This is a genomic window from Variovorax robiniae (assembly GCF_037889955.1).
GTDB lineage: Bacteria > Pseudomonadota > Gammaproteobacteria > Burkholderiales > Burkholderiaceae_C > Variovorax > Variovorax robiniae.
Window position 1 is genome coordinate 909,425 of record NZ_JBBKZS010000001.1, and the last position, 23,385, is coordinate 932,809.

Sequence of the window (23,385 nt, forward strand, 5' to 3'; positions counted from 1 at the left end):
CCGGGCCAGTGCTTGGAATATGGACTTTCAACATGCGTTCCCTATAGGTTGAGGACGGGCACCGGCATGGCGTCCGGCAACGTGCCGCGCACCTCTTCGGCGCGCGACAGCGCTTCTTCGAGCTGTTCCGTCGTGTAGGGCTTGTTCAGCCAGATGTCGCCGTCCTCGCCATGGCGAGGACGGCCGACACCCGACGCAAAGATCACGGGCAGCCGCTCCCGACGGCCCAGCTTCTCGGCGAGATCCAGGCCCGAAAGGGCCGGGAGGTTGACGTCGAGCAGAAGGACATCGAACGCCCCTTCGGAGAAGCGGGCGACCGCGGCCTCGGCACTGCTCACGCCTGCCGACCAATGTCCCATCAGCACCAGCAACTCCTGCGTGAGATGGAGTGCGTCCGCATCGTCCTCGACGACGAGGACGCGCAGGTTCCGGGCGGCCTTGTGCGGCTGCGAATGTTCTTCGCGAATGGGGATGATCAGGTGGCGGCCTTCGTCCGGCCGATGGGCACTGGGGCTTTTCATGCAACGCAATAGGCTGACCGTTGCGCGACGACCGCCACGTAGGATCATTTCCCGTGTCAGGGTCAGGGTCCGATGCGCTGACAAACCGCTTTGCACATACATGCTCGGTCCGCCGCGGTCCAGTGATCCAGTCAGCGCTTCCATGCGTACAGCCTCGATCGGCACGCTTCCCGTGCCGCAACTCAAGGCAGACGCATGCCCGCAAATACCGCTGTCGCCATTCATTGGGTCGAGCAAGGCCTCGTCCCGGACCGGGTCGTTCGCATCGGCATTCGGCGCCTGCTCGAAGCGCGGCTTGTCGAGCTGCAAGGCGGTGATGCGGAACTGACGGCCGCGCGGACGCAGGATTTCGTGCGGGCCATGCACGGTGCGGAATTGGCGCCCCAGCCGGAGATGGCCAACCAGCAGCACTACGAATTGCCGGCCGCCTTCTTTGTCCATGTGCTGGGCGGCCACCGCAAGTACAGCTGCGCGCATTGGCCAGCCGACGTTCACACGCTGGACGATGCCGAGGCTGCCGCACTCACCATCACCTGCGAGCGAGCGGGCCTGGCGAACGGCCAGGACATCCTGGAACTGGGATGCGGCTGGGGATCGCTCACCCTGTGGATGGCCAGGCGCTATCCGGAAAGCCGGATCACCGCGCTGTCGAACTCCCATTCACAGCGCGAGTTCATCGAGGCGCAAGCCAACAACGCGGGGCTCGACAACGTGCGGGCGCTGACCTGTGACTTCAACACCTTCGATACCGCCGACCGCTTCGACCGCGTGGTGTCCGTCGAGATGTTCGAGCACCTGCGCAACTGGCCGCAGGCCTTTGCCAACGTGGCGCGCTGGCTGCGCCCGGAGGGCCGCTTCTTCATGCACGTCTTTGCGCACCGCGAGGCCCCCTACCCCTTCGTCGAACGCGATGCGAGCGACTGGATGAGCAAGTACTTCTTCAGCGGCGGCATGATGCCCAGCGACGATCTCGCCCTGCATTGCCAGGACGACTTGCGCCTGCTGCAGCGCTGGCGCTGGGACGGCAGGCACTACCAACGCACGGCGGAGGCCTGGCTGCGCAACATGGACGATCGGCACGAGCAGATCCTTCCTCTGTTCGATGACACCTACGGCCCTGACGCGGCGATCTGGTGGACGCGCTGGCGCTTGTTCTTCCTGTCGGTGTCGGAACTGTTCGGCTTCGACGCGGGACAGCGATGGTGGGTGAGCCACTACCTGTTCGAGAAGCGTGCATGACGATGCCCTGGCACGCCGACGCGGGACTTGTTCCGTACACGGGGCCGGTCTTGCGGCCGACGCGCGCCCGTCAGCTTGCCAACTTCGTCGTGTTCCAGTCGGCCTGGTTTGCGGCGGTGCTGGGTGCGGCGCACCAGGCGCCGTTGCTCGGCACCGCCTGCGTGATGGCTGCGATCGCATGGCACGTCGGCATATCCGAGCATCCGTGGGACGAGCTCAGGCTGGTCGCCCTGGCATGCGCCATCGGATTCGTGGTCGAGACCTTCGTCGTCTTGCAGGGCAACGTCAGCTATCCCTCGGGCCAGCCTGATCCTCGCTTGGCCCCTTACTGGATGGTGGCGATGTGGGGACTGTTGGCCATCGCATTGAACGTGACGCTGCGATGGCTGCGGGGCCGCTGGTGGCTCACAGCTGTCATCGCGGCGGTGGCGGGGCCGGCCTCTTTCGCCTCGGGCGTCCGGCTGGGTGGCGCGGCGTTCATCCACACGACGCCGGCACTGCTGACGCTGGCCTGCATCTGGGCTTTGGCCATGCCTGGGCTGATATGGCTGTCGATGCGCTTCGACGGTGTGGCGCCGGGAGTGCGCCGTGGATAAATCTTTCCTTGATGCCGCGCTGGTCGGGCTTGCGCCAATCGTCGGCTTGAGCCTTGTCACGTGGATCGTCAGCGTGGCGCAACGCGATGCGAGCCTGGTCGACCGCATGTGGGGCGCCTTCATTGCCAGCGCCGCCCTGGCCTGGTTTGCCTGGCTTCCCGATTCGGGCGAGCGCGGTGCGGCGATGCTGGTGCTCGTCATGGCGTGGGCCTTTCGCCTGGGCATCTACGTCACCGTGCGCAACTGGGGGCACGGGGAGGATCGCCGGTACCAGCAGATCCGGGCGCGCAACGAACCGGGCTTTGCGCTCAAGAGCCTCTACCTCGTCTTCGGCTTGCAGGCCGTGCTGGCGTGGGTGGTGGCCACACCCTTTCTTGCCGGCATGGGGGCGGCAAGTGAACTGAACGTCGTGGACTTCGTGGGCCTGGTCCTTGCCGGCTTCGGCATGGTCTACGAAGCGGTGGCCGATGCACAGATGGCACACTTCAAGAGGGACGCTTCCCATGCCGGCCGGGTGATGGACCGCGGCCTGTGGCGCTTCAGCCGCCATCCCAACTATTTTGGCGAGGCATGCATCTGGTGGGGTTTCTGGCTGGTGGCGCTGGCCGGGGCGGGTTGGGCCGGCGCATGGACCGTGGTATCGCCCATCCTGATGACGGTGCTGCTGCTGAAAGTCAGCGGTGTGAGCCTTCTCGAAAAGGACATCGGCGAGAGGCGCCCGGCCTATCGTGACTACATTGCGCGCACTCCCTCCTTCATACCCGGTCTGCCGCGGAAGGGCGGCGCATGAAGTCGCCATCGCCGCGTCGCGTATGGGTCGCGGCCCTGCTGGCCACGACGCTCCATGCGAAAGCTGGCGCGCCGACCAGCGGCACATGGGACTTCGTCGCACTGCTGAACGGCGAGCCGATTGGCGAGCATCGCTTCCGCGTCGTGGCAGCCGGCGACGCGCGGAAGGTGACGAGCGATGCGAATTTCACGGTCACGTTCGTTGGCATCACGGCCTACCGGTACCGTCACGAGGCGAGCGAGCAATGGCACGGTAACTGCCTGAAGGCGCTCGATGCAACGACCGATGATGACGGCAAGGCCATCCAGGTGCGAAGCAAGCCGGACGATGACGGCCTGGTCGTGTCCACCAACGCCGGCAAGGCCCGCACGCTGACCGGTTGCGTGATGAGCTTCGCCTACTGGAACCCGGCGATCCGCACGCAGACCCGACTGCTCAACGCGCAAACCGGCGAGTACGAGGAGGTGCAGGTCCGACGCATGGGCACCGGCGAAATCCCCGTGCGCGGCAAGATGGTGGCCGCGACGCGCTGGCGCATCAGCGGGCCGCCGCAGCCCGTCGACGTCTGGTATTCAGCGCAGGACGAGTGGATCGGCCTGGACTCCACGGTGGCCGGTGGCCGCACGCTCAGCTATCGCCTTCAATGAACAGCCTGCCCGCAGCTTCGGGCGTCAAGGAATGCAGCGCCATGAATGTTCGACAGTTCGGCATCGCCTACGCCGTCGCCGCGGTGATCTTCCTGGCGCTGGACGCCATCTGGCTCACCACGATGGCGGACCGCCTCTATCGGCCTGCACTTGCGCACCTGATGCGCGAGAGCTTCGACCCTGTGCCGGCGCTCCTCTTCTATGCCCTCTACTTCGTCGGTGTGCTGGTCTTCGCGGTGGCACCGGGATTGCGTGACGGCGCATGGTCCACGGCGCTGGGTCGCGGCGCCCTGTTCGGCCTGATCGCCTACGCCACCTACGACCTCACCAACCAGGCGACGCTCAAGGATTGGCCATGGCACGTGACGCTGGCTGACCTGCTCTGGGGCAGCTTCGTCACGGCAGTAGCGGCGGGCGCTGCGTGCTTGCTCACCGCCAAGTTCGCAGGACGCGGCTAAAGCCCGACCAGTGCACCCATCCAGCGCGCGACCGCCCCCTGGAACAGCACCTTGCCACGCACGGTGGCCAGGCAGATGCACTCGCCCTGCGCGTCCACCGTGGGCTCGTGAAGAATGCTGGGGTCGGTCTCGTCGAAGTCGCCCGGGCCGAGCCGGACACGGCCGTCATGGAACGAGCCATGCAGAACCTGCGTCAGCTCGTTGTCGCTGTGCGTGTGAACGGGCAGACACTTGCCGGCGCCGATGCGCAGCAGGAAGACATTGGCAGCCGGGTCGTAGGGCACCTTCACCCGGGACCAGCGCATGCCGGGTGCGATCCAGCGCCAGCGGGAAGCCTGGCAGTCGTCCAGCGCGCGCGGCCAAGCCATGCCGGCAGGCAGTTCCGGGCGCGTGCCGACCGGGCGCGAAGCTTCGCGAGCCGGCGCGGTTTCATCGATGGCATCGATCGCAGCGAAAGTCTGCGCCAGCGCCTGCGATGGCAACTCGGCCGGGGCCACGTCTTCCAGCAGGGCGCCGCCCATCGCCTCGAACAGGCGCATGCGCTCGCGGCAATGCGCGCACAGTTCCAGGTGGCTGGCCACGACCAGGGCACGACCGCTCTCGAGCCGTCCGGCCGCATGGCCGAGCAGGAGTTCGTCGTCGGGATGGTGTTGAATCATGGCTGTCAGATCTCGCCGAGCATGCGACGCAAATGGGTGACGGCGAGCCTCACGCGCGACTTGACCGTGCCCAGCGGGATGCCCAGGTCCTGTGCAATTCTGGCGTGCGAATGCTCTTCGTAAAAGGACAGTTGCAGCACCTGCACCTGCTCGGCAGGCAATTGCGCCATCGCCGCGCGCACGCCGCGCTCGCGCTGGCGGGCGCTTGCTTCTTCATCGGGCTGGAGCGCCGTGTCCGACTGCTCTTCGCCCTCGGGCTCCATGCCGTCCAGCACACCGGAGCCGCCGCGACGGAAATGGTCCACCCGCAGGTTGCGCGCAATCGTGAAGATCCAGGTGGAGACGGCCGCATGGCGCGCATCGAACAGCGATGCCTTGCGCCAGACGCTGATCATCGTTTCCTGCACCAATTCCTCGGCCAGGCCTTCGCTGCTGCCCGCACGCATCAGGTAAGCCTTGATGCGCGGCGCAAAGTGCTTGAACAAGGCGGCAAAAGCCTGGCGATCGCCGTGTACAGCCACGGCGTGGACGAGTTGAGTCAGTTCCTCGCTGGTTGGCATCGGTGGATCTTTATGCGGCGTCACGATCGACAGATGGGCCGATCGCAGCCGCTTCGATCTCGAACCCCTCGCCGAGGACTGTCGGGCAGTGTTCATGACCTTCATACGCACCGCCGGGAAATTAGATCACACCGTTTTCAAATTCGGCAATCCAAAAGCCGGCGCGCAACGTACAACTGCAACAGCTTCAAAGGACATCCTCATGCGCATGGCGCCCGCACCCGGCGAATACCCGCCGGACCCAAACGCATCCGTGCTGGATGTGGCCGTCATCGGCAGCGGCATCTCGGGACTTTCCGCGGCCTGGTTGCTGGCGCAGCGCCATCGGGTGACCGTGTTCGAAGCCGACCGCCGGGCGGGTGGCCACAGCAACACGGTCGATGCGCCTGCGCCTGGCGGAACAGTGCCGGTCGATACGGGCTTCATCGTCTTCAACGAGGCCGCGTACCCCAACCTGACAGCCCTGCTGGCGCACCTGGGCGTGCCGACGCAGGCCTCGGAGATGTCCTTTGCCGTGAGCCTGGACAACGGGATGCTGGAGTATTCGGGCACCGACCTGCGCGGGCTCTTTGCCCAGCGCGGCAACCTGGTCAGCCTGCGCTTCTGGTCGATGCTGCGCGACCTGGTGCGCTTCTACCGCCGCGCGCCTGCGGATGCCGCCCGTATCGGCCTGATGCCGCTGGACGACTACCTCGACGAACAGGGCTACGGTCGCGCCTTCCGCGACGACCATCTGTATCCGATGGCCGCCGCCATCTGGTCGACACCGGCGGCGCGCATCGGGCAGTATCCGACCGAGGCTTTCGTGCGCTTCTGCGAAAACCACCAGTTGCTCACGCTGGGCAATCGCACGGCATGGCGCACGGTGCAGGGTGGCAGCCGGCGCTATGTCGAACAACTCACGCGCACCCTGGGCGAGCGGATGCGCTTGAGCAGTCCGGTCGTGGAGATTCGACGCGATGCATCCGGGGCGATGGTGCGGACGCGCGATGAAGGAAGGTGGCAGCGCTTCGACCAGGTCGTCGTTGCAACCCATGCCGACCAGGCCTTGCAACTGTTGCCAGATGCCAGCGCCGAAGAGCGGCGACTACTCGGTGCTTTCGGCTACACGCGCAACCGCGCGGTGCTTCACAGCGATCCCGCGCTGATGCCCCGGCGCCGCGCCGTGTGGTCGAGCTGGAACTATGCCGCCGACCGCAGCCGCAATGACGCGTTGAGCGTGACCTACTGGATGAATCGCCTGCAGGCCATCCGGCAGGATGTGCCGCTGTTCCTCACGCTCAACCCGCTGCATGAGCCGCGCGCCGGGCACCTGATCCGCACCGAGAACTATGAGCATCCGGTGTTCGACGCCGCGGCCATCCGGGCCCAGGAAGAACTCTGGTCGCTGCAGGGGCAGGACCGCACGTGGTTCTGCGGCGCGTACTTCGGCTCGGGCTTTCATGAAGACGGGTTGCAGGCGGGACTGGCGGTCGCCGAACAACTGGGCGGTGTGCGCCGGCCATGGAGCGTGCCCAATGAATCGGCGCGCATCCGCATCAAACCGGCGACAGCGAAGGCGTCATGAACAGCGACTCCGTCTCGGCACTCTACGCGGGCAGCGTGATGCACCAGCGCCTGCGCCCCAGGCGCCATCGGCTGCGCTATCGGGTGTTCAGCCTGCTGGTCGACCTGGATGAATTGCCCGCGCTGGACCGGCGGCTGAAACTCTTTTCGCTGAACCGCTTCAATCTGTTCAGCCTGCATGAGCGCGACTACGGCGATGGCCTCGGCCTTCGGCAGCACATCGATCGCCAGTTGCGCGACGCAGGGATGAGCCAAAGCGGCGCCGTGTCGCTGCTGACCATGCCGCGCATCCTCGGCTATGCCTTCAACCCGCTCAGCGTCTACTTCTGCCATCGACCGGACGGCTTCCTGCAGGCGATCCTCTACGAGGTCAACAACACCTTTGGCGAGCGGCACAGCTATCTGCTGCCGGCCTCGCCACAGGGCGCGGGCAACGCGCGCATCACGCAGAGTTGCGCCAAGGCGCTGCACGTCTCGCCCTTCCTCGGCCTTCAGATGCACTACCAGTTTCGCGTCAAGCCGCCCCGCGCAGACCAGCCCGACCTGGACATCGGCATCACCGCCGCGGATGCGGATGGCACGGTGCTCGTCGCCCGCCTGGACGCCAGGCGCGAGCCGCTCAGCGACACCGCGCTGGCGCGAGTCTTCCTGTCGCATCCGCTGCTCACCCTGAAAGTCATCGCTGCCATTCACTGGGAAGCGTTGCGACTGTGGTTCAAGGGCGTGCCTCTGCATACGCACCCCGGCCCGCCTCGCTCCTCTGCGCCACTCGTCAATCCAGAAGACGCATGAATACACCCGTCACCTCTCCCGCCAACCTGCCTTCGAGACGCCCAGGCAGCATCGCACCGCTGCGACGCTTGCTCGCCCGGCTCCTGCGCAAGGTCACCCATGGCGCGCTCAGCGTCGTCTTGCCGGACGGCCAAACCGTGGAAGCCCACGGCACGATGGCAGGCCCGCATGTGTCGATCCACCTGCACCGCTGGCGGCCCATGCTTCGCCTGCTGCTGCGGGGTGACCTGGGCTTTGCCGAGTCGTACCGCGATGGCGACTGGTCGACGCCCGATCTCGCCGCGCTGCTGCTCTTCGGCTTGCGCAACGAGAGCAGTTGGGGGCGCACGCTGGACGCATCCCTGCCCTTCGGATGGCTTGGCCGGCTCTTTCATCTGGCACGCACCAACACCCGCAGGGGCAGCCGCGACAACATCGCCTTCCACTACGACATGGGCAACGATTTCTACGCCCAGTGGCTGGATTCCGAGCTGATCTATTCCAGCGGCATCTACGCGAGCGGGCAGGAAACGCTGGCGCAGGCGCAGACAGCCAAGCTCGATCGCATCATGGCGCTGCTGGACCTGAAGGACGGCGACAAGGTGCTGGAGATCGGCTGCGGATGGGGAGCGCTGGCAATGGCGATGGCCAGGACACATGGCGCCGAAGTCACCGGCCTGACGCTCTCGCGCGAGCAGTTGACGCATGCGCGCCAACGCGTCGAGGCGCAAGGCCTTCAAGGGCGTATCGACCTGCGCCTCCAGGACTACCGCGACGTGGAAGGCCAGTACGAGCACATCGTCTCCATCGAAATGCTGGAGGCCGTGGGCGAGCGCTATTGGCCGGTCTATTTCGACACCCTTCGAAAGCGGCTGCGCCCGGGTGGCAAGGCGGTGCTGCAGGTCATCACCATCTCGGACGAAGGCTTCGAGCACTACCGGCGCAACACCGACTTCATCCAGCGCTTCATCTTCCCCGGCGGCATGCTGCCATCGGTGTCCGCGATGCGCGAACAAGCGCGGCGCGCGGGTCTGCAACTGGAACACACGGACTCATTTGGTCCCAGCTACGCGGCCACGCTGGTGGAGTGGCGCAAGCGTTTCATGCAGGCATGGCCCACCATCGCCGGGCAGGGTTTCGATGCCTCATTCCGCCGACTTTGGGAGTACTACCTCTGCTACTGCGAGGCCGGCTTTCGCAGCGGCCGGGTCGATGTGGGGCTGTTCACGCTGAGCCATTCGAATGAAGCGTGAGGTGTGAAGGACGTTCACGGGGAATGAGAAGCGGCACTGGCTGACAGAAAGTCATCGGCGTGCGGGCAACCTGTGGTGGAGGACATGCGTCCTCCTCTCTCCTCCCCCCGTGAACCGAATGGAAGCCGATGGCCACGAAGCACGCAGCCAAGACAGCCCGCAAGACAGCCCGGAAGACCACCCCGCATCGCAAGCCCGATGCGAGCGCCGGCAAGGCGCCCACCTCGACCCGCTCGCTGTGGAAAGGCGCCATCAGCTTCGGCCTGGTGCACGTGCCGATCGCGCTGTACTCGGCGACCGAAGAGAGCGACCTGGACTTCCGGATGCTCGACAAGCGATCGATGGACCCGGTGGGCTACAAGCGGGTCAACAAGAAGAGCGGCAAGGAAGTGGCGATGGCGGACATCGTCAAGGGCATCGAATGGGAGGATGGCCGCTTCGTCCTGCTCTCGCCGGAGGAGATCGAGAAGGCCTACCCGAAGACTACGCACACCATCGAGATCGAGTCCTTCGTCCCCATCGACGACATCCCGTTCGTCTACCTGGAGAAGCCGTACTACACGGCGCCGATCAATCGCGGGCAGAAGGTCTACGCGTTGCTGCGCGAAGCCCTGGCCTCCTCTCGCAAGGTGGGCGTGGCCAAGGTCGTGATCGCCAACAAGCAGCACCTCGCCGTCTTGATGCCCTGCGGGCCTGCGCTGGTGCTCAACCTGCTGCGCTGGGGCGGCGAGATCCGCTCATGGGAGGCCTTGAAACTGCCGCCACAGGGTGTGGAAGCCGCCGGCCTCAAGAAGTCCGAGATGGCGATGGCCACGCAACTCATCGACGAGATGAGCGCGGCCTGGAACGCCGACAAGTTCCGCGATTCCTTCCATGCCGAGATCATGAAATTGGTGGAGACCAAGGCATCCGAAGGTGAAGTCGAGCAAGTGGAGAAGATCGAGGCGTCGCCCGCCAGTGCGCCCAGCGGGAAGAACGTCGTCGACCTGACCGAGTTGCTGAAGCGCAGCCTGGGCAAGAAGCCCGAGGCGGAGCCTGCGGCGAAGACGAAGGCGAAAGAGACCAAGGCGCCAACCGCGAAGAAGGCACAACGCAAGCCGGCCGCGCGCAAGGCTGCGTAGCCCTAGCAAGACCCGAGCAGGCTGCAGAAGCGCTCGATGTCCACGTTGCCGCCGCTCACCAGCACGCCGATGCGCTTGCCCGCGAACTTCGACTTCATCTGCCGTGCCGCCGCGAATCCCAGGCAGCCGGTCGGCTCGATGACCAGCTTCATGCGCTGTGCCGCGAAGCGCATGCAGTCGACCAGTTCGGCATCGCTGACGGTCAGGATGTCGTCGACTTTGTGCTGGATGATCGGAAAGGTGTAGTTGCCGAGGTGCTGCGTCTGCGCGCCGTCCGCGATGGTCTTCGGCGTCTCGATGTGGACGATGGCGCCCGAGCGAAACGACTGCTGCCCATCGTTGCCGGCTTCCGGCTCGACACCGTAGAGCTTGCAATTCGGCGACAGCGCCCGCGTCGCGAGCGCCGAGCCGGACAGCAGCCCTCCTCCACCCAGCGGCACGAAGAAGGCATCCAGTTCACCCACCTGCTCGAAGAGTTCCTTGGCGGCGGTGCCCTGGCCGCAGATCACGTCCGGATGGTCGTAGGGCGGAATCAGGGTGTAGCCGTGCTTCTCGGCCAGGTCGCGGCCGATCTGCTCGCGGTCTTCCTTGTAGCGGTCATAGATGATCACCTGGCCGCCGTAGCCCTTGGTGGCGGCCACCTTGGCGGCCGGCGCATCGTGCGGCATCACGATCGTGGCCGGGATGCCGAGCAGGCGGGCCGACAGCGCGATGGCCTGCGCATGGTTGCCCGAGGAGAAAGCCACCACGCCCGCCTTGCGCTGCGCCTCGCTGAAGCGGGACAGCGCATTGAAGGCGCCGCGGAACTTGAAGGCGCCCATGCGCTGCATGTTCTCCGCCTTGAAGAAGACCTCGGCGCCGAGTTCCTCGTTCACCGTGCGCGATGTGATGACGGGGGTCTTGTGGGCATGGCCCTCGATGCGCTGGGCCGCGGCCTTGACGTCGTCGAATGTCGGGAGTTGGAGCGTGGTCATGTTGTGGAGCGTAAGGGTTGATTCACCAGGCCCACGGGACGCTGGCGCCAGCCCCCGTGGTCAAGGCTCGTTGATGGATCCGTCTTGCCAGGGTCAGGTCTTGCAGGGCCAGGCCCGTCATGTCGAACACGGTGATGTCCTGTGGCTGGCGCAGGGCGGCAACCTTGCCGGTGAGCAGGTCGCCGATCTCCTCGCAAGGCGCGTCCGGGCACCACTGCGTCTCGCCGATCTGGCGCGCTTGCGTCGCGTCGTCGACGAAGAGGCGTACGCGTTGCAGCAAGCCTTCGGGCAGTTCGCGCTTGCCGCGCGTGTCGGCGCCGACGCAATTCAGATGCGTGCCAGGACGCACGGCCTGCGCATCGAAGAGCGGGCCTGCACCCGGCGTGGCCGTGATGACGATATCGCTGCACGCGACGGCTTCATTCGCGTCCGACGCATGCGCGATGTTGCAGCGCGAGGCGAAGCGCGCCTCGAAGCGGCTGTCGGGCTCGCCCTTCCACGTCACGTACCGCACATGGCGCAAGGCCGGCATCAGGCGCAGGGCAAATTCAAGTTGTACTTGCGCCTGCACACCGGTGCCGAAGACACAGGCGTGGCTGCTGCCAGGCCGTGCCAGCTGCTGCAAGCCGATGCCGCCGGCCGCGCCGGTCCGCGCTGTCGTGATCGCGTTGCCGTCGATCACGCAGGTCGGTCGCCCCGTGGCCGGGTCGAACAGCAGGATGGTCGCCTGGTGCGGCTCGCCACCCACCGCGCGATTGGCCGGCCAGAAGCCGGCGGCCTTGAAGCCGAGCAAGCCTTGCGACTCGACGTCGCCTGACTTGATGCCGAACACGCCGCCGGTGCGCAAGGCCTCGCGCACGACCGGGAACACGCGCCCCTCGCGCCGGCTGTGCAGCGTGAAGGCTTCGCGAACGGCCTCCAGCGCTTCATCGGGCAGCAGGAGCGCTTCGACAGCGTCCTTGTCGAGCAGCAGGAGCCTGGCGTCACTTCGCATAGCTGTACACCGATGCGCGAGACACGCCCAGATGCGCGGCGATGGTTTCCATCGCCCGGCGCACGTCGAGGAGGCCGGCGGATTTCAGCTCCTGCAGCAAGGCGCGCCGGTCGTCCGCCTTGAGTGCCCGCGGTGATGTGGCCAGGCGCGCGGCGAACTGGTCGATGCGCGTGCGGATCAGGTCGGTTCCGGCCGGGTCGAGCGATTCGCCGGGGGCCAGTTGCGCATCGACGCTGACGAACTGGCCGATCGCCGTCTGGAAGCTCTGGAACAGCGTCAGGTCCACGTTCATGCACAGCGCGGCGATGTACTTGCCCTGCGAATCCTTGATGCCGATGGATGTGCTCTTGGCCTGGCGGCCGTCGGAGAACTGGTTGGCGTAGTTGGCGATGACCTGCGGGTATTCGGGGTCGAGGATGCGCGCCAGGCCCAGTTCGGTGGCCGGGTGGCCGACTTCGCGGCCCGACAGGTTGTTGTGGATCGCCAGCACCGCGTGCTTTGGGTCCAGCAGGTCGTGCACGACCACTTCGCAGAAAGGCGCGAAAGTCTCGCCGAGTCCTTGGGCGATCTGCTTGAGTTGATCGAGCAGGATGGTTTGCTCGGGGGATTTCCTTGGCATCTGGATAGTTTGTCCAGACTTGGATTGTTTGTCAAGTCAGCTGGATCACCGGCCCATGCGCGTCAAGACTCCGCGCTGCCGCTCCAGAACGCATGCGTCACGCCCGGCAGTTCCTCCAGTCGCGCCATCACGCCATCCAGCTGCGCCGGCACCACCGCGGACGCAAAGAGCACGGCAAGGATCTCCACGTCCTCGCGGCCGAAGGGGCGCTGCTCGACGTTGCGTGCCGGATAGTCCTGCCCTTCCAGCCATTCGATCAGGTGGTCGTGCACGTCGGCATGCACCGCCTTCTGGCAGATCACATGCACCGTGTAGCTGGCCTCGGCATCTTCCTCGCGCATCGGCTTGCGATTGATGCGGTCGGCCACCGGCCGCAGCAGCGTGTTGCTGGCCAGCACGAACAGCGCCCCGATGAAGGCCTCGCCGATGCGGTCGGCCCCGGCGCAGGCGCCCACCGCCGCCGAGCCCCAGAGCGTCGCCGCCGTGTTGATGCCGAAGATGTTGGCGCCCTCCTTCATGATCGCGCCGGCTCCGAGGAAGCCGACGCCGGAGACCACATAGGCGATCACGCGCACCGCGCCGTCGTCACCCGAAAGCCCCTGGGCCAGGTCGACGAAGGCCGCCGCGCCAACGGCCACCAGCGTGTTGGTGCGAAGCCCGGCGGTGCGCTGGCGGACTTGCCGCTCCAGCCCGATCAGGCTGCCCAGCAGGAAGGCGGCGCCCAGGCTCACGAAGGTGTCGAGCATCGATGGCAGGTCGAGGTGTTGCAGCGCTTGCATGCGGCATTCTCTCCACGATCCGGCGGCGCCGGAAGGACAGGTCAGCCGGTCCGCTGCACGACCGGCATGGCGCGGTACAGGAAGTCTTCCAGTTCCTGGATCGAGTACGGCTTCTGCAACAGCGCGAAGCCGTGGTCGCCATCGACCGCCAGCACATGGCTGTAGCCGCTCGTCAGGACCACGGGCAGGTCGGCCCACCTGGAGCGGATCTCCTTGGCCATGTCGACGCCGTCCATGCCCGGCATCACCACATCCGAGAACACCAGGTCGAGCGTCTCGCGGTTGGCTTCCAGGATCGTCAGGGCCTCCTTCGCGCTCCCGGCACGCGTGACGGAATGGCCCAGCGCGGACAGCAGCCCGGATGCGAACTGCCCGACGTCATCGTTGTCCTCGACCAGCAGGATGCAGAGCCTGGGCGTCTCCCGCGGCACATCCGACAGGCCGCCCCCCGTTGCGGCACAGACTTCGCCCGCCGTTCGTGGCAGGTAGAGCGTGAAGCAGGTGCCCTCGCCCACGCGGCTGCGCACATCGATCTCGCCGCCGGACTGCTTGGCAAAGCCGTAAACCTGGCTCAGGCCCAGCCCGGTGCCCTTGGTGGCGGGCTTGGTCGTGAAGAAGGGCTCGAAGATCCGCGCCAGCGTGAGCGGCTCGATGCCGGAGCCGCTGTCCTCGATCGAAATCGCCACGAAGGCGCCCTTGACGGCTGCATGGCGCCGGACCGCAGGCACCTCGTCCACACTGCGGGCCGAGATCTTCAGCGTGCCGCCCTCGGGCATCGCGTCCTTCGCGTTGATCACCATGTTGAGCAGGGCCGTGTCGAACTGCGTGGGGTCGGCCTTGACCGCATCGAGCGGCCCTTCCAGCGCCAGCGCGACCTTTACCGCGGAACCCAGCATGGTCTCGATCACCTGCGTCATCGAACCGATGCGCTGTGCAATGCCGAAGGCCTCCGGCCGCAATGGCTGCTGCCGTGCGAAGGCCAGCAACTGCTTGGTCAGCAGCGCCGCGCGATCGGCCGTCTCCGAGATCGCGCGGATGTAGCGCTCGCGCTTTTCCTCGTCGGCACCGCTGCGCCGCAGCAGTTCGACCGAGGACCGGATGATGGTCAGGAAGTTGTTGAAGTCATGCGCCACGCCGCCGGTGAGCCGGCCGACGGCTTCCAGCTTCTGCGCATGGCTGAGCGCTTCGCGCGCACGCTCCATCTCGTCCTGCGCCCTCTTGCGCTCCGTGATGTCGCGCGTAATCTTGGCGAAGCCGATGTGCCGGCCGGCCTCGTCGAAGATGGCGTCGATGACGACGTTGGCCCAGAAGCGCGTGCCATCCTTGCGCACGCGCCAGGCCTCGGCCTCGTAGCGTTTTTCCGCCAGCGCGGTCTGCAGCGCGTGCGCCGGTACGCCGTTGCGCTGGTCCTCCGACGTGTAGAAGCGCGAGAAGTGCTGGCCCATGATCTCGTGCGCGGTGTAGCCCTTGATCAGCTGCGCGCCGGCGTTCCAGTTGGTGACCCGGCCGGCGGGGTCGAGCATGTAGATGGCGTAGTCGCGCACGCCTTCCACGAGCAGCCGGAAGCGCTGCTCGCTCGCATACAGCGCCTGCTCGGAGAACCGCACCTGCGACATGTCGCGCGTGATCTTGGCGTAGCCGATCAGCTCGCCCTCCGGCCCCAGCACGGGCTCGATATGCACGTTGGTCCAGAAGCGCGTGCCGTCCTTGCGCACGCGCCAGCCTTCGGCCTCGAACTTGCCCTGCTCGCGGGCGAACTTCAGGGCACGCGCCGGAAGCCCTGTCGCAATGTCCTCGGGCGTGTAGAACCGGGAGAAGTGCTGGCCGACGATCTCCTCGGCCGTGTACCCCTTGAGCCGCTCCGCACCGGTGTTCCAGCTGCTGACGCGGCCCTGCGAATCCAGCAGGTAGATCGCATAGTCCTTGATCGCATTGACCAGCAGTTGGAACCGGTGTTCGCTGGGAAGCGAAACGGGCGATTCATCGCCGTCAGGCTTCGATGAAGGGTCCATGGTGAGTCGTCTCTCTTGCCGATGTTCTGCGAGTCCGGCCCGGGCTGTCCCGGGTGCGCCCGTTGGGTAAGGCTTGATTCTGCGCGACGCGCAGGATGCGCCGCCATCTGCACCGCCGAACGCGCGCTTCTCCTACAGCAAGGCGGAGCTTGCGCGGACAGTCCCGAGCACGTGGCCGGCCTATTCGACCGGGGCCTGGTGTCGAAGGCGCCGAACGTCTGGATGCGGTGGGACGGCCAATCTGGAAGAATGCCCTCGTCCTCTCCAGCGCCCTCCAACCTGACCGACACATGCCCGCCACCGCGCCAACGCTTGTCGAGACGCTGACCGAACTCAACATCAGCGACCTGCTCGATTCGCTGGGCCTGCTGCGCCTGCGTGACACGCCCTTGCGCCACCTGTTCCGGCCCGCGGCCCACCGCTTCGCCATGACAGCGCACGAGTTCGACAACCGCGTCGGCGCGCAGGGCCTGGCGCAAGGCAGCGCCTGGCTGGTCGACCGGATGACGGCAGGCATCGTCTGCTCCGGCCTGCAACACCTTCCGCCGCAAGGCCCCGTGGTGATCCTGGCCAACCATCCCGGCATGACCGACACGGTCGCGCTCTTCACCAGCCTCGCGTCGCGGCCGGACCTGCGCGTGATCGCAGCCGATCGGCCCTTTCTTCGCGCCTTGCCCCACGTGGCGCGGCAACTGATCCTGCTGCCCGATGAGGGCGGCGAACGCATGGCCGTGGTCCGGGCCGCGACCCGGCACCTGCAGCAAGGCGGCGCGTTGCTGACCTTTCCGGCGGGCGACATCGAGCCCGACCCCGCCACCTTCGGGGCGCAACGGGCCGTGGAATCCTTGCGGCACTGGTCGGACAGCTATGCGCTGTTCGCCCGCCTCGTGCCCGAGACGCGCTTCGTGCCCGCCCTGGTCAGCCATGTGGTGTCCGCCGATGCGCAGCACCATCCGCTCACGCTGCTGCGGCGCACGGCGCGCGACAAGGAGAAGCTGGCCGTCGCCTTGCAGGTGGCGCTGCCCCGCTACCGCAAGGGGGTCGCCCGCGTCACGTTCGGCGTCTCCACCAGCGCCGGTCCGGGCGGGGCGAAGGCGCTCGCTGCCTCCATCACCACGCAGATGCGGCAGCTCATCCTTGCGGATGGGTCGGAACCGCGCACGGCCGGGTCGCCGAGCCCGATCCACGCGTCGCCGCAAGATCCTCGTTCGCCAGCGATTTGAAAGGTGGATCGCGTGCTCGCCAATCGCTCCCGTGCCGCCGCCGTCGAATCCCGGGCCTGCTGGATCACCGCGCCGGGCTGCGCCGAGATCCGCTCTGTCAATGTGACCGAGCCGGGGCCCGAGGAGGTCATCGTGCGCGCGCTGCACAGCGGTGTCAGCCGCGGCACCGAACTGCTCGTGTACCGCGGACAGGTGCCGCCCAGCGAGTTCGATCGCATGCGCGCGCCGTTCCAGGAAGGCAACTTCCCCGGACCGGTGAAATACGGCTATGCCAGCGTCGGCGTGGTCGAACAGGGTCCGCCGGCCTTGCGGGACCGGCATGTGTTCTGCCTTCATCCGCACCAGACGCGCTACCGCGTTCCCGCCGATGCCGCGCACTTGCTGCCCGAGGGCGTGCCACCGGCGCGTGCGGTATTAGCGGCCAACATGGAGACCGCGGTGAATGCGCTGTGGGATGCGGCGCCGCGCGTGGGTGACCGCATCGCCGTGGTCGGTGGCGGCGTCGTCGGCCTGCTGGTGGCCTGGCTGGCGGCACGCATGCCGGGATGCCAGGTGGAGGTGATCGACACGCATGCGGCGCGCCGCGCGGTGGTCGAGCGACTGGGGGCGCGCTTCGCGAGCCCGTCTGATGCGCGCCCGGATGCCGACCTCGTGATCCACGCCAGCGGCAACCCGGAAGGCCTCTCGCTGGCGCTGAACCTCGCCGCCTTCGAAGCCACCGTGCTGGAGATGAGCTGGTATGGCTCGCAGCCCGTCTCGTTGCGGCTCGGCGAAGCCTTTCATGCGCGACGCCTGGTGCTGAAGAGTTCGCAGGTCGGCCACGTGGCTGCGGCGCAACGTGCGAGGTGGACGCATCGCCGCCGGCTATCGCTGGCGCTGGAGTTGTTGCGTGAGCCGGTGCTCGATGCACTCGTCACCGACAGCGCACCCTTCGACGAACTGCCGCAGGTGCTGGCGCGGCTGGCCCGCGGCGCACCGGACACCTTGTGCCAGCGCATCGACTACCCCTGAACTTCCAAGGAGCACCCTGCATGTACAGCGTCAACGTCCGCGACCATTTCATGATTGCCCACAGCTTCCGCGGCGAGGTGTTCGGCCCCGCGCAGCGGCTGCACGGCGCCACCTACGTGGTGGACCTCGAACTGCGCCGCCCCGAACTCGACGCCGATGGCGTGGTCGTGGACATCGGGCTCGCCACCGAAGCCTTGCGCAACGTACTGGGCGAACTCAACTTTCGCAACCTCGATGACGAGTCCGCCTTCACCGGGCGCAACACCACGACCGAGTTCATGGCGCGCGTGATCTTCGACCGGGTGGCCGCGCGCATCGCGGCCGGCGGACTCGGCGCGCATGCGAGCGGCCTGACCTCGATGCGGGTGTGCCTGCATGAGTCGCATGTGGCCTGGGCCGCCTATGAACACTCCCTTTGACGGGATGCACTGTCACTTCCTCATCCCCGGCGACCTGGACACGCACACCGGCGGCTACACCTACGACCGCCACATCATCGAGGAGCTTCGCGCATTGGGTTGGCAGGTCGAGGTGCATGGACTGGGCGATGGCTATCCCGCGCCCGGCGCGGACGCGCTGGCCCATGCGGCCCGCGTCGCCGAGGCCTTGCCCGATGGCGCGCTGGCCGTGGTTGACGGCCTCGCCTTCGGCGTGCTCGACGAACTGGCGCACCGGCATGCGCAGCGGCTGCGATGGGTGGCGCTGGTGCATCACCCGCTGTCACTGGAGACCGGGCTCGATCCCGACCGGCAACGGGCGCTCCATGAAAGCGAACGGCGCGCCCTGGCCGCCGCCCGCGGGGTGATCGTCACGAGCCCTTTCACTGCCCGGGGACTCGACGCCTTCGGTGTTTCGCCATCTCGAGTGGCCACCGTCGTGCCGGGCACGGAGCCGGCCCCGGCTGCGGCGGGCTCGGGCGGGGAGGCCTTGTCGCTGCTGTGCGTGGCCACCCTCACTCCGCGCAAGGGCCACGCAGTACTGATCGAGGCATTGGCCGGCCTGCAGGGCCATGCGTGGACGCTGCACTGCGTCGGCAGCATGACGATGGACGCCGCATGTGCTGCCGCGCTGCGCGAGGCGATCGACCATCACGACCTGCGCGACCGCATCGCGCTCCATGGCGACAAGCCCGAGGGCGAACTTGCGGCCTTCTACGCGGCGGCCGATGCCTTCGTCCTGCCCTCCTTCCACGAAGGCTACGGCATGGCGCTGGCCGAGGCGCTGGCAAGAGGCCTGCCGGTCATCAGCACACAGGCGGGCGCGATCCCCGACACCGTGCCGCCCGAAGCCGGCGCGCTGGCGCCTCCCGGCGACGTGGTCGCGCTGCGCACTGCCCTGCGCCGACTGATGGAAGACACGGCATGGCGCGCGCAATTGCGCACCGGGGCCATGGCCGCACGCCTCGCCCTGCCCACTTGGGCACAGAGCGGCGCCCGCTTCGCATCGGCCCTGGCCGATGTAAGGCAGGGGCTGCCCGCGGCATGACCGGCTTCAGCGCCGACTGGCTGGCCTTGCGCGAGCCCTTCGACCTGGCGGCCCGTGCAAGGTCGGCCGATGCACTTGCATTGCGGTCCCTGGCAGGCCGGCTGCGCGGCACGGGCGTGCTTCGTGTGATGGACCTGGCCTGCGGCACCGGCGCCAACGTGCGCGCACTGGCGCCGCGGTTCGGCGGTGCGCAGCAGTGGCTGCTGGTCGACCATGACCCGGCGCTGCTCGCCGCCCTGCCGCAGCACTTCGCCGCGTGGGCGCTATCGCAAGGACTTGCCTGGCACACGTTGGCCGAGGGGTGGCGCCTCGAGGGCGCAGACTGGCAGGCCGACATCCTGTTCCGGCGCGTCGACCTCGCGACCAGGCTCGACACCCTGCCCTTCCATGCGGCCCAACTCGTGACCGCCTCCGCGTTGCTGGACCTCGTGTCGACCGATTGGCTCGACGGGCTGTTGGGCAACGCCATCGCAGCAAGGTCGGCGTTGCTGTTCGCGCTGACCGTCGATGGCCGTGTCGCGTTTGATGAGGTCGACGCGGACGATGCCGCCATCCATGCGCTGTTCAGCGCGCACCAACGGGGCGACAAGGGCTTTGGCCTCGCACTCGGCACTGACGCGGCGACCCGCTTCATCGCAAGACTCGCCACAACGGACTTCAGGGTGGCGCAGGCACGCAGCGACTGGGTCATCGAGCCGCCGCATCACGCGATGCTGGAAGCCATGATCCAGGGCATGGCCTCGGCGGCGCTGGAACAGGATGCGTCAGCGCAAGCGCGCGTGCAGGCCTGGCAGTCGAGGCGCATGGCCGCGATCGAGCACACGGCCTTGCGGATCGGTCACGTCGACGTGCTGGCCGAACCCGCCCCGGCCGAAGAAGTCCCGGCCCGCAGGTCCAGGTCCCACAACACGTCCTCGCCCATCCGGTAGACCCGGCTGGGCGGCCGCGCGCAATCGCCCATCGACAGGTTCTGCGGCAGCGTCAACCCCGGCCGCCCGTCGCCGATGACCACCGAGGCGATGCTCAGGTGCAACCGGTCCATGCCGCCCTGCCGCATGAAGTGCGACACGGTGACGCCGCCGCCCTCCACGAACAGCACGCGCAGGCCGCGCCCGGCCAATGCCGCCTGCAAGGCGTGGACGTCGACGATGCCGTCCGCGCCGGCGAGCCGAGGCACGCCCAGCACCTGCTCCGCGCCCACACGATCCGCCGCCTCCGCCTCGCGCTCCGCATCGCAGACCAGCAAGGTCGGCGCCGCACGATCACAGAAGACGCGCGACGACGGCGGCACGCGCAGCGCCGGATCGATCACCACACGCACCGGGTTGTCCCCTTCCACGCGGCGCGTCGTGAGTTGCGGGTTGTCCAGGGACGCGGTCGCCGCGCCGACGATCACCGCGTCACAGAGCGCGCGCAGACGATGCAAGTGCGAAAGCACCTCGGCGCCGTTGATGTAGTTCGCATCGCCGCTGCGCGTCGCAATGCAGCCGTTGAGGCTCTGGCCCAGTTGCCCGACGACCCAGGGCTTGCTGCCGGGCGTGCGATCGAGCACAGGCTTGACGAGGGCGAACAGCTCTTCCGCCTGCGCGCTCCACTCATCACCAAGGGCATACCCTTGCGACGCATCCCAGGTGAGCGCCGGGCCGTCCTGCGGCTGCTTGCCGAGTCGACGTTGCCGGACGATGTCCAGGCACAGTCGCCACAGGGCGTCGATATCCAGCGGGGGCAGAGTCTCCGGTTTCATGGGCAGGTGTGGGTCATCGGCATGGACAGCTCCGGTGTGCGCGGCCCTCGGCCCTGCGCTTGACGGCTATTCTGACGCGAGGATCCCGCGAATAGACATCTCCTGCGCCCACATGCTCCAAACGCCTACATGGAAACCCTTGGCGCCGCAAAGAATAAGGGCGGATGGAAAACGAAGAAACGACGGCACTGGTCGCCGGCGATGAGCGCGTGCGCCCGTCCCACACCCATGAATTCAAGTTCTTCCGCGCAGGAGGCGTCGACCAGGTCCTGATCCGGAACGGGACCGACATCGCCAACATCCGCCAACTCGACCAGAAGCTCTGGGTCGCGCTGGCCTGCCCGACACGCGGCGTGGAATTCGACGCCCGCACGCTCGACTTCATCGACACCGACCAGGATGGGCGCATCCGGCCACCCGAACTCATCGAGGCCTGCGAATGGGCCTGCGCGCAATTGCGCGATCCCGACGAGCTCATGGAGGGCGCGGACAGTATCGCCTTGAGTGCGTTCAGCGAACCGGCCACGGAAGACTTGCCGCTCAGCGACGAGGCCCGCCGCGTGCTGGACGTCCTGCAAAAGAACGACGCCAATGTCATCACCCTCGATGAGGTCCTGCAACGCAGCGACACCCTGGCCGCCATGCGCTTCAACGGTGACGGCATCGTCACGCCGGACACCGCGGACGAAGAGCCCGTGCGCCGCACGCTGCAATGGATCGCCGAGACCCAGGGCAGCGTGAAGGACTGCAACGGCCACGATGGCGTCGACCGCGCCCACGCCGAAGCCTTCTTCGCGGAAGTCGAAGCGATGCGGCTCTGGCAGGCCGGCGACGACGGTGAAGGCTGCCACGACGGGCGTGTCCTGCAAGCGGCCGAGGCCGTGGACGTGGTGCGCGAGAAGGTGGACGACTTCTTCGCGCGATGCCGCGTCGCGGCCTACGACGTGCAGGCGGTGACGGCGCTCAATGCCTCGCCCGAAGCCTATGAGGCATTGGCTGCGGAGGAACTGACGCTCGACAACCAGCGCATCGCCGCGCTGCCGCTGGCAACCATTGCACCAGGCCGCACGCTGCCCCTGCGCGCGGGCGTGAACCCGGCCTGGGCCCAGGCGCTTGCCACGCTGCAACAGGACGCGGTGGCGCCGCTGCTCGGCGCTGCCGACCAGATCGACGAACACGGCTGGAACGAACTCCTGCGCCGTGTCGCGTCCTGCCGTGCGTGGCTCGCGGCCAAGCCGCAATCGCAGTTGTCGGAACTGGACAGCGTCACGATCAATGCGCTGACTACCATGCAGGCCCCGGTGATGGCGCTCATCGGACAGGACGAGGAAGCCGGCCCGCACAACGCGCGCCTGCGCGACCTCGAGAAACTGTTGCGCCTCAAGCGCGACCTCCTGCGCCTGCTGGAGAACTTCGTCTCCTTCAAGGCCTTCTACCGCCGCGAAGGCGCGATCTTCCAGGCTGGCACGCTCTACCTCGACAGCCGCAGTTGCGATCTCACCGTGCGCGTGGACGACATCAAGCAGCATGCGGTGCTGGCGGGCCTGGCCAAGACCTGCCTGGCCTATTGCGAATGCCGGCGCGGGGAGGACAAGATGAGCATCGTCGCGGCCTTCACCGCCGGCGATGTGGACTTCCTCTTCGCGGGGCGCAACGGCGTGTTCTACGACCGTCAGGGACGCGACTGGGACGCCACCATCACCCGGCTGATCGAGAACCCCACCAGCGTCATGCAGGCCTTCTTCTCGCCCTACAAGAAGTTCGTGCGCGTGATCGAGGAGCAGGTCGCCAAGCGCGCCGCCGCGAGCGAGGCCGATGCGCAAGGGACGCTCAGCTCGCTGGCCAGCGGACTCGCCAAAGCGGACAAGCCCGCCCCGGCCGGCGCGACGACCGTACGCCCGAGCGGCCGCATCGACGTGGGCACGGTAGCGGCCATGGGCGTCGCGCTGGGCAGCATCAGCGCCGTGCTGGTGGCGCTGTTCAGCAAGTTCATCGACCTGGGGCAATGGATTCCGATGGCGATTGCCGGCGTGGTCATCGCCATCTCCGGCCCGAGCATGCTGATCGCCTGGCTCAAGCTGCGCCAGCGCAGCCTGGGCCCGTTGCTGGACGCCAGCGGCTGGGCCATCAACGGACGCATGAAGGTCAACGTGCGGCTGGGCGCCTCGCTGTCGCAGACGGCCCGGATTCCGCGCGACGCCACCCGCCTGCTGCGCGACCCCTATGCCGGGCGACCCGGGCTGGCCGGGCCTCTTACAGCGTTGGGGGTGCTGTCAGCGGTCGCCGTGGTGGTCTGGAAACTGGACCTCCTGCACATGTTCTAGGCAGCGTGCTCCAGAGCAACGAGTCATCCGCGCCACATT

24 protein-coding genes are annotated in these 23,385 nt (G+C 67.2%); 15 read left to right on the top strand and 9 right to left on the bottom strand.

Annotated elements, in window-relative coordinates; all coding sequences use genetic code 11:
* Positions 1-41 precede the first annotated feature (41 nt).
* Positions 42-746 carry a response regulator gene (locus WKW79_RS03985; RefSeq protein ID WP_422823799.1) on the bottom strand — a complete coding sequence of 235 codons (705 nt, stop codon included), beginning with the start codon at positions 744-746 and terminating at the stop codon, positions 42-44.
* Here WKW79_RS03985 and WKW79_RS03990 point away from each other — a divergent pair.
* Genes WKW79_RS03990 through WKW79_RS04010 form a run of 5 tightly spaced genes read left to right on the top strand, consistent with a single transcriptional unit; the run spans position 717 to position 4,251 of the window.
* Positions 717-1,760, top strand: a complete 1,044-nt coding sequence (locus WKW79_RS03990) for an SAM-dependent methyltransferase (protein ID WP_422823800.1) — start codon at positions 717-719, stop codon at positions 1,758-1,760. The two genes, WKW79_RS03985 and WKW79_RS03990, sit on opposite strands and share 30 nt — an antisense overlap.
* The gene (locus tag WKW79_RS03995) at positions 1,757-2,356 is read left to right on the top strand and encodes a DUF2878 domain-containing protein (RefSeq protein WP_340333791.1); all 600 of its coding nucleotides are present in this window, start codon (positions 1,757-1,759) and stop codon (positions 2,354-2,356) included. Before WKW79_RS03990 ends, WKW79_RS03995 begins: the two co-directional genes overlap by 4 nt.
* Entirely contained in the window at positions 2,349-3,146 is a 798-nt protein-coding gene (locus tag WKW79_RS04000; protein ID WP_340333792.1) for a DUF1295 domain-containing protein, read from the top strand. The genes WKW79_RS03995 and WKW79_RS04000 overlap by 8 nt, the downstream gene beginning before the upstream one ends.
* Positions 3,143-3,793: a DUF6134 family protein gene (locus WKW79_RS04005; RefSeq protein ID WP_340333793.1), complete on the top strand. Its 651-nt coding sequence runs from the start codon at positions 3,143-3,145 to the stop codon at positions 3,791-3,793. Before WKW79_RS04000 ends, WKW79_RS04005 begins: the two co-directional genes overlap by 4 nt.
* Before the next feature lie 41 nt (positions 3,794-3,834).
* The gene (locus WKW79_RS04010; RefSeq protein ID WP_340333794.1) at positions 3,835-4,251 is read left to right on the top strand and encodes a DUF2177 family protein; all 417 of its coding nucleotides are present in this window, start codon (positions 3,835-3,837) and stop codon (positions 4,249-4,251) included.
* Here WKW79_RS04010 and WKW79_RS04015 read toward each other — a convergent pair.
* On the bottom strand, positions 4,248-4,910 hold the full coding sequence (locus tag WKW79_RS04015; protein ID WP_340333795.1) for a ChrR family anti-sigma-E factor: 663 nt from the start codon (positions 4,908-4,910) through the stop codon (positions 4,248-4,250). The two genes, WKW79_RS04010 and WKW79_RS04015, sit on opposite strands and share 4 nt — an antisense overlap.
* A 5-nt stretch (positions 4,911-4,915) precedes the next feature.
* Entirely contained in the window at positions 4,916-5,470 is a 555-nt protein-coding gene (locus tag WKW79_RS04020; protein WP_340333796.1) for a sigma-70 family RNA polymerase sigma factor, read from the bottom strand.
* Between the two features lie 202 nt (positions 5,471-5,672).
* Between WKW79_RS04020 and WKW79_RS04025 the strand changes: the two genes are divergently transcribed.
* From WKW79_RS04025 to ku, 4 genes are all read left to right on the top strand, one after another.
* On the top strand, positions 5,673-7,037 hold the full coding sequence (locus WKW79_RS04025) for an NAD(P)/FAD-dependent oxidoreductase (RefSeq protein WP_340333797.1): 1,365 nt from the start codon (positions 5,673-5,675) through the stop codon (positions 7,035-7,037).
* Entirely contained in the window at positions 7,034-7,828 is a 795-nt protein-coding gene (locus WKW79_RS04030; RefSeq protein ID WP_340333798.1) for a DUF1365 domain-containing protein, read from the top strand. Before WKW79_RS04025 ends, WKW79_RS04030 begins: the two co-directional genes overlap by 4 nt.
* Positions 7,825-9,060: a class I SAM-dependent methyltransferase gene (locus WKW79_RS04035; RefSeq protein WP_340333799.1), complete on the top strand. Its 1,236-nt coding sequence runs from the start codon at positions 7,825-7,827 to the stop codon at positions 9,058-9,060. Before WKW79_RS04030 ends, WKW79_RS04035 begins: the two co-directional genes overlap by 4 nt.
* A gap of 128 nt (positions 9,061-9,188) precedes the next feature.
* Positions 9,189-10,181: a non-homologous end joining protein Ku gene (gene ku / locus WKW79_RS04040; protein ID WP_340333800.1), complete on the top strand. Its 993-nt coding sequence runs from the start codon at positions 9,189-9,191 to the stop codon at positions 10,179-10,181.
* Between the two features lie 2 nt (positions 10,182-10,183).
* Here ku and WKW79_RS04045 read toward each other — a convergent pair whose 3' ends face one another.
* The 5 genes from WKW79_RS04045 to WKW79_RS04065 form a co-directional block, all read right to left on the bottom strand.
* Entirely contained in the window at positions 10,184-11,155 is a 972-nt protein-coding gene (locus tag WKW79_RS04045; protein WP_340333801.1) for a threo-3-hydroxy-L-aspartate ammonia-lyase, read from the bottom strand.
* A 22-nt stretch (positions 11,156-11,177) separates the two neighbouring features.
* Complete coding sequence (locus WKW79_RS04050; protein ID WP_340333802.1) at positions 11,178-12,149, bottom strand: ornithine cyclodeaminase family protein; 972 nt, start codon at positions 12,147-12,149, stop codon at positions 11,178-11,180.
* The gene (locus tag WKW79_RS04055; RefSeq protein ID WP_340333803.1) at positions 12,139-12,768 is read right to left on the bottom strand and encodes a helix-turn-helix transcriptional regulator; all 630 of its coding nucleotides are present in this window, start codon (positions 12,766-12,768) and stop codon (positions 12,139-12,141) included. Before WKW79_RS04055 ends, WKW79_RS04050 begins: the two co-directional genes overlap by 11 nt.
* A 62-nt stretch (positions 12,769-12,830) precedes the next feature.
* Positions 12,831-13,547 carry an MgtC/SapB family protein gene (locus WKW79_RS04060; protein ID WP_340333804.1) on the bottom strand — a complete coding sequence of 239 codons (717 nt, stop codon included), beginning with the start codon at positions 13,545-13,547 and terminating at the stop codon, positions 12,831-12,833.
* A 41-nt stretch (positions 13,548-13,588) separates the two neighbouring features.
* Positions 13,589-15,559, bottom strand: coding sequence for a hybrid sensor histidine kinase/response regulator (locus tag WKW79_RS04065; RefSeq protein ID WP_340333805.1), 1,971 nt, complete (start codon positions 15,557-15,559; stop codon positions 13,589-13,591).
* A gap of 290 nt (positions 15,560-15,849) precedes the next feature.
* Between WKW79_RS04065 and WKW79_RS04070 the strand changes: the two genes are divergently transcribed.
* The 5 genes from WKW79_RS04070 to WKW79_RS04090 are packed head-to-tail and all read left to right on the top strand — an operon-like array spanning position 15,850 to position 20,207.
* Positions 15,850-16,782 (top strand): 1-acyl-sn-glycerol-3-phosphate acyltransferase, encoded by a 933-nt coding sequence (locus WKW79_RS04070; protein ID WP_340333806.1) that lies wholly within the window; start codon positions 15,850-15,852, stop codon positions 16,780-16,782.
* A 12-nt stretch (positions 16,783-16,794) separates the two neighbouring features.
* Positions 16,795-17,793, top strand: coding sequence for a zinc-dependent alcohol dehydrogenase (locus WKW79_RS04075; RefSeq protein WP_340333807.1), 999 nt, complete (start codon positions 16,795-16,797; stop codon positions 17,791-17,793).
* Positions 17,794-17,813: 20 nt separating this feature from the next.
* Positions 17,814-18,212 carry a 6-pyruvoyl trahydropterin synthase family protein gene (locus WKW79_RS04080; RefSeq protein WP_340333808.1) on the top strand — a complete coding sequence of 133 codons (399 nt, stop codon included), beginning with the start codon at positions 17,814-17,816 and terminating at the stop codon, positions 18,210-18,212.
* Positions 18,196-19,278: a glycosyltransferase family 4 protein gene (locus WKW79_RS04085; RefSeq protein ID WP_340333809.1), complete on the top strand. Its 1,083-nt coding sequence runs from the start codon at positions 18,196-18,198 to the stop codon at positions 19,276-19,278. The genes WKW79_RS04080 and WKW79_RS04085 overlap by 17 nt, the downstream gene beginning before the upstream one ends.
* Positions 19,275-20,207, top strand: coding sequence for a class I SAM-dependent methyltransferase (locus WKW79_RS04090; RefSeq protein ID WP_340333810.1), 933 nt, complete (start codon positions 19,275-19,277; stop codon positions 20,205-20,207). The genes WKW79_RS04085 and WKW79_RS04090 overlap by 4 nt, the downstream gene beginning before the upstream one ends.
* Here the strand turns inward: WKW79_RS04090 and WKW79_RS04095 are convergent.
* A complete protein-coding gene (locus tag WKW79_RS04095) occupies positions 20,117-21,022 on the bottom strand; it encodes a RibD family protein (RefSeq protein WP_340333811.1) in 906 nt (301 codons plus the stop codon). The two genes, WKW79_RS04090 and WKW79_RS04095, sit on opposite strands and share 91 nt — an antisense overlap.
* A 164-nt stretch (positions 21,023-21,186) precedes the next feature.
* Between WKW79_RS04095 and WKW79_RS04100 the strand changes: the two genes are divergently transcribed.
* Positions 21,187-23,346, top strand: a complete 2,160-nt coding sequence (locus WKW79_RS04100) for a hypothetical protein (RefSeq protein ID WP_340333812.1) — start codon at positions 21,187-21,189, stop codon at positions 23,344-23,346.
* Positions 23,347-23,385 lie beyond the last annotated feature (39 nt).

Coding starts and splice junctions, on each gene's coding strand:
- WKW79_RS03990 (WP_422823800.1), top strand. CDS start 717: ATGCCCGCAAATACCGCTGTCGCCATTCATTGGGTCGAGCAAGGCCTC.
- WKW79_RS03985 (WP_422823799.1), bottom strand. CDS start 746: ATGAATGGCGACAGCGGTATTTGCGGGCATGCGTCTGCCTTGAGTTGC.
- WKW79_RS03995 (WP_340333791.1), top strand. CDS start 1,757: ATGACGATGCCCTGGCACGCCGACGCGGGACTTGTTCCGTACACGGGG.
- WKW79_RS04005 (WP_340333793.1), top strand. CDS start 3,143: ATGAAGTCGCCATCGCCGCGTCGCGTATGGGTCGCGGCCCTGCTGGCC.
- WKW79_RS04010 (WP_340333794.1), top strand. CDS start 3,835: ATGAATGTTCGACAGTTCGGCATCGCCTACGCCGTCGCCGCGGTGATC.
- WKW79_RS04015 (WP_340333795.1), bottom strand. CDS start 4,910: ATGATTCAACACCATCCCGACGACGAACTCCTGCTCGGCCATGCGGCC.
- WKW79_RS04020 (WP_340333796.1), bottom strand. CDS start 5,470: ATGCCAACCAGCGAGGAACTGACTCAACTCGTCCACGCCGTGGCTGTA.
- WKW79_RS04025 (WP_340333797.1), top strand. CDS start 5,673: ATGCGCATGGCGCCCGCACCCGGCGAATACCCGCCGGACCCAAACGCA.
- WKW79_RS04030 (WP_340333798.1), top strand. CDS start 7,034: ATGAACAGCGACTCCGTCTCGGCACTCTACGCGGGCAGCGTGATGCAC.
- WKW79_RS04035 (WP_340333799.1), top strand. CDS start 7,825: ATGAATACACCCGTCACCTCTCCCGCCAACCTGCCTTCGAGACGCCCA.
- ku (WP_340333800.1), top strand. CDS start 9,189: ATGGCCACGAAGCACGCAGCCAAGACAGCCCGCAAGACAGCCCGGAAG.
- WKW79_RS04045 (WP_340333801.1), bottom strand. CDS start 11,155: ATGACCACGCTCCAACTCCCGACATTCGACGACGTCAAGGCCGCGGCC.
- WKW79_RS04050 (WP_340333802.1), bottom strand. CDS start 12,149: ATGCGAAGTGACGCCAGGCTCCTGCTGCTCGACAAGGACGCTGTCGAA.
- WKW79_RS04055 (WP_340333803.1), bottom strand. CDS start 12,768: ATGCCAAGGAAATCCCCCGAGCAAACCATCCTGCTCGATCAACTCAAG.
- WKW79_RS04060 (WP_340333804.1), bottom strand. CDS start 13,547: ATGCAAGCGCTGCAACACCTCGACCTGCCATCGATGCTCGACACCTTC.
- WKW79_RS04065 (WP_340333805.1), bottom strand. CDS start 15,559: ATGGACCCTTCATCGAAGCCTGACGGCGATGAATCGCCCGTTTCGCTT.
- WKW79_RS04070 (WP_340333806.1), top strand. CDS start 15,850: ATGCCCGCCACCGCGCCAACGCTTGTCGAGACGCTGACCGAACTCAAC.
- WKW79_RS04080 (WP_340333808.1), top strand. CDS start 17,814: ATGTACAGCGTCAACGTCCGCGACCATTTCATGATTGCCCACAGCTTC.
- WKW79_RS04085 (WP_340333809.1), top strand. CDS start 18,196: ATGAACACTCCCTTTGACGGGATGCACTGTCACTTCCTCATCCCCGGC.
- WKW79_RS04090 (WP_340333810.1), top strand. CDS start 19,275: ATGACCGGCTTCAGCGCCGACTGGCTGGCCTTGCGCGAGCCCTTCGAC.
- WKW79_RS04095 (WP_340333811.1), bottom strand. CDS start 21,022: ATGAAACCGGAGACTCTGCCCCCGCTGGATATCGACGCCCTGTGGCGA.
- WKW79_RS04100 (WP_340333812.1), top strand. CDS start 21,187: ATGGAAAACGAAGAAACGACGGCACTGGTCGCCGGCGATGAGCGCGTG.